7 protein-coding genes and 1 pseudogene are annotated in these 7,516 nt (G+C 43.0%); 6 read left to right on the top strand and 2 right to left on the bottom strand.

The annotated features are described in order from the left end of the window. Both F6K20_RS16685 and F6K20_RS16680 read left to right on the top strand, forming a co-directional pair. The coding region (locus tag F6K20_RS16685; RefSeq protein ID WP_287295364.1) for an ArnT family glycosyltransferase at positions 1-1,349 on the top strand (1,349 nt) is incomplete at its 5' end. Beyond that, positions 1,339-1,476: a hypothetical protein gene (locus F6K20_RS16680; protein WP_287295362.1), complete on the top strand. Its 138-nt coding sequence runs from the start codon at positions 1,339-1,341 to the stop codon at positions 1,474-1,476. The genes F6K20_RS16685 and F6K20_RS16680, both read left to right, overlap by 11 nt. Here the strand turns inward: F6K20_RS16680 and F6K20_RS16675 are convergent. Beyond that, on the bottom strand, positions 1,460-1,747 hold the full coding sequence (locus F6K20_RS16675; RefSeq protein ID WP_287252657.1) for a hypothetical protein: 288 nt from the start codon (positions 1,745-1,747) through the stop codon (positions 1,460-1,462). The two genes, F6K20_RS16680 and F6K20_RS16675, sit on opposite strands and share 17 nt — an antisense overlap. Further along, positions 1,705-2,541 carry an SDR family oxidoreductase gene (locus F6K20_RS16670; protein ID WP_502708839.1) on the bottom strand — a complete coding sequence of 279 codons (837 nt, stop codon included), beginning with the start codon at positions 2,539-2,541 and terminating at the stop codon, positions 1,705-1,707. The genes F6K20_RS16675 and F6K20_RS16670 overlap by 43 nt, the downstream gene beginning before the upstream one ends. Between F6K20_RS16670 and F6K20_RS16665 the strand changes: the two genes are divergently transcribed. The 4 genes and pseudogenes from F6K20_RS16665 to F6K20_RS16645 form a co-directional block, all read left to right on the top strand. After that, positions 2,474-2,725 (top strand): hypothetical protein, encoded by a 252-nt coding sequence (locus F6K20_RS16665; protein ID WP_287295359.1) that lies wholly within the window; start codon positions 2,474-2,476, stop codon positions 2,723-2,725. The genes F6K20_RS16670 and F6K20_RS16665 overlap by 68 nt on opposite strands. Positions 2,726-3,594: 869 nt before the next feature. Then, positions 3,595-4,869: an alkaline phosphatase family protein gene (locus tag F6K20_RS16655; protein WP_008179134.1), complete on the top strand. Its 1,275-nt coding sequence runs from the start codon at positions 3,595-3,597 to the stop codon at positions 4,867-4,869. A 786-nt stretch (positions 4,870-5,655) separates the two neighbouring features. After that, positions 5,656-6,897, top strand: a complete 1,242-nt coding sequence (locus F6K20_RS16650; RefSeq protein ID WP_287255965.1) for a tetratricopeptide repeat protein — start codon at positions 5,656-5,658, stop codon at positions 6,895-6,897. Next, positions 6,897-7,516: pseudogene (locus tag F6K20_RS16645) on the top strand (tetratricopeptide repeat protein); the annotation flags it as partial. The gene F6K20_RS16650 and the pseudogene F6K20_RS16645, both read left to right, overlap by 1 nt.

Genomic DNA, 7,516 nt, shown 5'->3' with positions numbered 1-7,516 from the left:
CTTGGCTGATTGCTTTAAGCTATAAAGTAGGGGGTGTCCAAGAATTCACTACTCGTTTGCCTGGTGCTTTTTTGTCAGCGTGTGGAGTACCACTGCTCTATTTAGTAGCACGAGAACTATTCCTTCAACGTCTCAGTGCCATATTTGCCGCTAGCGTCTACTTAACCCTGTTGCCAGTTGTGCGCCACGGACGTTTGGCAATGCTGGATGGCATGATCAATACTTGGTTTTTGCTGTTGCTATTTTGCTTACTTAAAGCTTGTCAGGCTCAGTCTTATTGGGCAATTGGGATCGGAGTTTGTTTAGGACTAATTACTTTCACAAAAGGTCTATTAGTTGTGCCTCTAGGGGCAATTGCTTTGGTCTTTATTCTGGCCAATAAAACCTTAGGGTTGTTGAAAAGTCGCTATTTTTGGTTGGGCATAGTCCTAGGTTACGCACCGGTTTTGGTTTGGTATATTGCCCAATGGCAGCATTATGGAGCAACCTTTTGGCATGTTCATTTTCTCTCTCAAGGATTTGCTCGCATCTCTGAAAAGGTGGAAGGGAATCAAGGATCAGCGTGGTATTATCTTTTGGAGTTAATTAAGTATACTTTCCCTTGGCTATTGTTTTGGCTAGGAGGATTCTATCTAGCTTGGCGAAAACCCCTCACGAGTTGGGGGAGTTTAATTTTAATTGGGACTATCGGCTATTTGACAATTATTTCTATGATGGCCACTAAGCTACCCTGGTATATTATGCCTGTGTATCCCTTTTTTGCTATAGCTGTTGCCGCTAAACTCACTGTATTTTGGCAACATTGGAGTCGTTATCCTAAGATTTTAACAATTATTTTAGGATTTATTGGAGTAGCTGCTTTAGGGGGATGTATTTATTTTATCTTGGCAGATCCCCAACCGGTTTTAATCCTTATGGGTATGGTGGTAAGCCTAACCATGACCCTAGCGGCTTGGACAATTAAACAGCATAACCGCAATTTTATCCCAATTTTATTGATAGGGATGTATATAACTTTGGTATTATTAATGAGTTCTCACTCTTGGCTCTGGGAGTTAAATGAAGCATTTCCAGTTAAGCCAGTGGCGGCTTTGATTCAGGAAAATACGGCTCCAGGGGATATTATCTATACGTCTTTTTCCTATCAGCGTCCTAGTTTAGATTTTTATAGCGATCGCAAAGTGATTCCCCAAGATGAAAATACTTTAAAACAGTTGTGTTCAACTCAATCTTACCTGCTCTTGGACAATTCTACGTTAGCGGCTTTGCAATTACCTAACCAAGTCTCTTTAGGAAGTGCTGAAGGGTTTACGTTAGCGAGAGGGTTGGGAGTAGGGAGTGGGGAGTAGGAAATCGGGAGGTAAGCTTTCAGCTATCAGCTATCAGCTTTCAGCTATCAGCATTCAGCTTTCAGCTATCAGCATTCAGCTTTCAGCTTTCAGCTATCAGCATTCAGCTATCAGCCATTGGCCGTAGGCCAGGCGTTGCTGAATCTTCTTTTGAATAGGAGTAGAGTGGGCATCCTGCCCGCCCGAAAATATATTGAAACTGGCAAGATGCCAGTTCCACCAAGATGCCCATTCCACAAAAGTCTTGAAATCATTCCATTATTAAGCAACGCCGTAGGGCAAGCTACACCGAACAGCTTTTGAATAAAATAAGCTGACCGCTGACCGCTGACCGCTGACCGCTGACGGCTGATAGCTAAATGCTTAAGTACTCCAGAGTAGAAAATAGCCCTGCCCAATCAATCACTGATGGTCTCGCTCCCCTATTTATCAGCTCAAAAACTTTTCCAACTGTAACAGAGTTAGCAATGGATTCTACACAAGCTGATGCGACATCAATCCGGCTAGTTTGACCTGATAAAGTATCCCCGGTACCTAAGACTAACCCTAATTTTCCTGCTGTTGTCGCTTTCAACAGAGTGTTTAAATCATAGGAGGTAAACGGACCGTCGATCAATCGTCCTGGGCGAATAATAGTATACGGTAATCCTGAATTAATGATGATTTCTTCTGCTTTTTGTTTGGCATCGAGTACACCAAAGGAATTAAGAATACTATAGGGTGGTTTATCTTTCCGTAGCACACCACAAGAGGATACAAAGACAAACCGCTTCAGATCTTTAGGAGCTGTTGTTACCAGGTTGCTAACTCCTATACCATCAACTTGCTCAGGACTATTTTTGGCTTTAGTACGAGCGTAGGTGGGGTTGAGATAGATCTTGAGCCACTCGATCACACTTGGGAATCCTTTCGCCTGATCCATTGTGTCGAAATCCCACTTATTAGAAGGGAAAGCAGTCGTTCCAGTACAACAGATGATATGAGTAACATTTTGGATGGCAGGGGGGAGGCTAGAGGGATAGCGGATATCACCAACCATAATCTCTACTCGGTTATCAAACATTTGCTGAGCTTTTTCAGCACTGCGAGTGAGAACACTAACCTGAAAACCTTTTTCTAGTAGCTTGGCCACCGTTAGCTGTCCAACTCCACCTGTAGCACCAGCCACCAGTACTTTCTCTGTTGAAGTCATCACCCCTGCTCCTCAAGTCTTAACTGGAATTTGGAATAAGTATATAGTAGTCGGGAATCGGATCGGGAATCGGGAGTCGGGAATCGGGAATCGGGGAATTACGGTTTTATCCGGTGGTGCGTTACGGGACGGGCTGTCCCAAAACTGGGAAAGATGTCGAAAATCAGGGCTAGCCCGTCCCTAACGCACCCTACGCCTTCAACACAATTACTTTCAACACAATAACCTTTAACCTTCAACACAATAACCTTCAACACAATAACCTTCAACACAATAACCTTCAACACAATAACCTTCAACCTCCTAACCCCAAAAAAATAGCCGCAGAAATACTATCCACGGCTAGTAAGGTTACCTTATGTTATTCATTTTTTTTTCCTATCCAGACATGATCCTATCTGATTAGACCCGATGGTTTTTCCGGGGGGAAAACCCCCCAGGAATTTAAGGTTTTACGGGATAATCAAGTACTTGACGGTAATTGTGATGAACTCTCCCGGAATGCCCGTTGGCTGAAGAGGAGTCCAGTCGGAAATTTCCGTGTAACGAAGTACATACAGGGTATGCATCGTATTAAGTATGGCCTTGCGGGACCCCTTTAAAATATGCTGAACAGGGATTTTTTTTGGGGAAGACTCGTCAGGATTATTATCTGAGTTAGGCGGTAATTTTGAAGGCATAAGGTGAACCTTTTGCTTTTTATTTACAGTTATAATCGTAATGATTATAACTGTTTTTGTCAAGGGTTTTGGAAAATTATTTTTTTGTTGAGGGAACAGGGAACAGTGAACAGGGAACAGGGGAAAAATACTATATACATCATTAGGCTATCAACGGCTATAAATAGATTTTTTTTAAATAAATTTGATATTTTTTTTTGGTTGTGTTAAATTTAAAGTAGTTTAAATTATCGATTAACAAATCCTATAGAATAGCGTTTCCATATAGTAATGAACTAAACAGGATTTTTCCCCGATTCCCGATTCCCGATTCCCGACTCCCGATTCCCTGTTCCCTGTTCCCGATTCCCGATTCCCTGTTCCCTTGCTATCTATGATTAACTCTGACTCCTTAAAAGCTATTGAAAACGCTAGACTAAATGACAACATTGGTAAGCCCCTTTATGACTCCTATTGTTTCTCCCAGATTCCCCAGATGATCTATCATCTGCTCACGGGTCAAGGAAACATGGGATTACCTAGGAGTGTATTAGGAGAATTACCGGAACGCTATGATAAGGTTATTCTGATTTTTGTTGATGCTTTCGGGTGGCGCTTTTTTCAGGACTATGTTGAACAATCGGAATTTTTGAAGCGGTTTGTAGTGGAAGGTGTCGCTTCTAAATTGACTACCCAGTTTCCTTCTACAACTGCTGCTCATGTGACTACTATTCACTCAGGGCTTCCGGTTGGTGAGAGTGGTGTCTTCCATTGGTTTTACTATGAGCCGCTGTTGGATGATATTATTGCTCCGTTGATGTTTTCGTTTGCGGGTGATAAGCAACGGGGAACCTTGCAAACAACTGGCATTTCTGAGCAAAGCCTTTTCCCTACCCAAACTCTCTATCAAAAATTGCAACAGTATGGTGTTAAATCTTATTGTTTTCAACACTACAATTATGCTTACTCTCCCTTTTCACGAGTGGTGTGTGATGGGGCAAGTATTGTTCCCTACAAAACTATTCCTGAAGCATTAGTTAACCTGACTGAAGCCGCGATCGCTGAATCCGATAAGAGCTACTTTTTCCTGTATTTGGATACTGTTGATGGCATCGCTCATAAATACGGTCCTGGCTCCCTGCAGTTCCAGGCTGAAGTTAGCACACTTTTGCTAACTATGGAGCGACTTTTATATCAGCAGGTAGCTGGTAAGCTGAAGAATACATTATTACTAATTACGGCTGATCATGGACAAATAGAGATTTCACCAGAGACTACTATTTATTTGAATCAGCTTAATCCTTCCATTGAGCAGTTTATTAAACGGAATGCCCAAGGTAAACTGTTGGTGCCAGCAGGATCATGTCGGGATATGGTGTTGTATATTCAGGAAGACCATTTGGATAAAGTCTATGATTTGCTGACGGAGCAGTTGGCAGATCGAGCAACAGTGTATCGCACTACAACATTACTTGAGCAAGGCTATTTCGGTACAGGTGAAATATCGCCACTATTGCTGAATCGGTTAGGCAATTTAGTGATTTTACCGAATAAGTATGAAACGGTTTGGTGGTATGAAGAAGACCGGTTTGAACAACACAAGTTGGGCGGTCATGGGGGATTGTCAAGGGAAGAGATGGAAACGATTTTGTTGGCTATTGATTGTTGAAGGTTTGGGAAGGTTGAAAGTTGAAGGTTTGGTAAGGTTGAAGGTTGAAGGTTTGGTAAGGTTGAAGGTTGAAGGTTGTTAGTCAGCTTGTAGGGTGGGCAAAAACCGTTTGCTTCAAATTAGTATTAATGATTAGATGACTTTGCCCACCCTACTTTAATTGGGATTTTTTTCACCTTTTAAGCTTGTAGGGTGGGCAAAAACCGTTGGCTTCAAATTAGTATTAATGATTAGATGACTTTGCCCACCCTACTTTAATTGGGATTTTTTTCACCTTTTAAGCTTGTAGGGTGGGCAAAAACCGTTGGCTTCAAATGAGTATTAATGATTAGATGACTTTGCCCACCCTACTTTAATTGGGATTTTTTTCACCTTTTAAGCTTGTAGGGTGGGCAAAAACCGTTGGCTTCAAATGAGTATTAATGATTAGATGACTTTGCCCACCCTACTTTAATTGGGATTTTTTTTATGATAGCTGATAGCTAATAGCTGATATAGCACTACGCATTCAAATTAGGACATTGTCTTGATGCAGTCGCTCCTAAACTCTGAAACTTAGTCATAGCTTACTTCTGACTTCTAACTTCTGACTTCTGACGCTAAGCGTAGCGCTATAACTGAACCACTACTCCCTAGGGTCTACTCCTTACGGCCTATTTCCTAAGAGCTATAGCATTTTTAAGACTTATGAGTTATGCAAGAGTTTTTTCCTAATTGCTCCAAATAGATAAAAAAAGATCTAAACTACAAAAGAATCATCTGTGCTATTGAGTTGTCAAATTATAGATGACTACTTCTGAGCTAGAAACTGCCCTTAATTGCTATCAAGAAGCACTCTCTAACCTAAAAGAGTCTAAATCTCCTCAAGTAAAGGAAGTGCTAGAGATTTTCAATGCCAGGGATGCTGTGCAGGCTGCTTGGAGTCAGTGTAATCACGTATCTACAACGGATCAACAGCAACTGGTTGAGTTGGACGCTCTGCTGAAGAGCAAAGCAGAGCAGATTACCAAAGTCATCGACTTAGCTGAATACCGAAACAGTTTTCAGCCTCCCGCCGCTGCGTGGTGGTGGCGATTGGAAACAGAAGCACCACCTCATCCCTGGGACCGCTGGGATTGGTTGTGGAAAGGGCTGACGGTGGGCAGTTGGACGGTGAATCTGAGTTTGTTGGTGGATATTGTGCCCCGATTTCTGAGTGCTGGCACCGGAGTTGCGGGAGTGGCAGTGGTGGCGTTTCCGAGTATCTTAACCCTATTGCAAGCCAGAAGCGAACTGACCCAGGCCGGAAAACAAGGGTTTGAAAAATTACTGAACAGGCTGCGTATTCCCAAGCATTACCATGAAGAAGCCAAATTCGCTTCCACATTGTTGCTGTGTGCGGTTCTAGCCCTATTATTCTCTAACAAGCCAGCTTTTTCCGATTGGTACAATCGCCAGGGAGTCAAGAAATATAATCAGGGGCAATTGGCTGGTGCTGAAGCCGATTATCTTCAGGCTTTGGCTCTCGATCCAGATAATGTCAACGCTCACTATAATCTAGGGTCCCTCTACGAAGACCTGCAACAGTTCGATAAAGCCAAGAGTCAATATCAATTTGCTGTTAAGGGGAATTTGATTAAGGCCGAGAACAATTTGGCTCGCTTGTGGATATTGGAGAATAAACCAGAATTGGCTACACCTCTGCTGTGGAAAAGTTTACAGGAGACGGAAAATCAGCCCTTGAGGATCAGATACAACTTGATGAAAAATTTCGGTTGGGCATTGTTGCAACAGCAGCAACTAGACCAAGCAGAGTCCATTCTAACTGGAGCGATCGCTTTAGCCACTACACCAGAGGGATTGGAACAAATCACAACTCGCGGCTCAGCCCACTGTTTGTTGGCTCAGGTCTATGAACAGCAAACGCGCAATAGCGAAGCCCTTGAACAATGGCAAACGTGTTCTGAGCTAGGTTCAATTGTTAATCCTGATCAACCGAAATGGTTAGTTTTAGCTTACAAAGCGTTAAAGAAGGCAGGTAAACTCTAATGCAATGGAAAAAATGGAAACTCTTGATTGGCTTGCTCCTGGGGCTGAGCTTGGTAGTGAGCTTAGCTAGACCAGCTCGTCCGATCGGAAATGGTTTAAATCTAGTTGTGGCCCTTCGTCCTCAAGGTCAGGTGAAAATAAAGCGTTCCACTTGGCAGGATTATCAGCCAGCCTTTATTGGTGCGCCATTGGCAGCTAAGGATCACCTCTTACTGGCCAGCAATACCTTTGCTAAAGTCCTGTGCCAGAACTTAATGCCGTGGGAACCCGAGGGTGGCAGAGACTATATCGTTTCTGAAGGCTGTCCTCCTACCTCAAAACCAAAGCTATCTCAATCCGACCAGGATACAGTGATTGAAAGAGCAGCCAATAATCCAGAGATTCCTTATATTCTTAGACCTCGGGATAGTTCTGTGCTTAATCAGCAACCGCTCTTGGGCTGGCATCAGGTTGAGGGCGCGAGCACTTACCAAGTGACAGTGATAGGTCCAGGGGTGAAGTGGACTCAGGAAACCAGTGCAACGGAGATAGTTTACTCAGGCAAGCAGTCCCTACAACCAGGTGCTCGTTATTGGCTGATTGTCAAGACTGACCAAGGCAAAAGTTCTAAAGATGAAGA

Source organism: Moorena sp. SIO2C4, assembly GCF_010672485.1.
In the GTDB taxonomy this organism is placed as follows: domain Bacteria; phylum Cyanobacteriota; class Cyanobacteriia; order Cyanobacteriales; family Coleofasciculaceae; genus Moorena; species Moorena producens.
This window is presented reverse-complemented; position numbering and strand designations above follow the sequence as displayed.

What these genes read in the sequence shown, in the direction of transcription:
- F6K20_RS16670 (WP_502708839.1), bottom strand. Translation starts at nt 2,541, where the DNA reads ATGACTTCAACAGAGAAAGTACTGGTGGCTGGTGCTACAGGTGGAGTT.
- F6K20_RS16655 (WP_008179134.1), top strand. Translation starts at nt 3,595, where the DNA reads ATGATTAACTCTGACTCCTTAAAAGCTATTGAAAACGCTAGACTAAAT.
- F6K20_RS16650 (WP_287255965.1), top strand. Translation starts at nt 5,656, where the DNA reads ATGACTACTTCTGAGCTAGAAACTGCCCTTAATTGCTATCAAGAAGCA.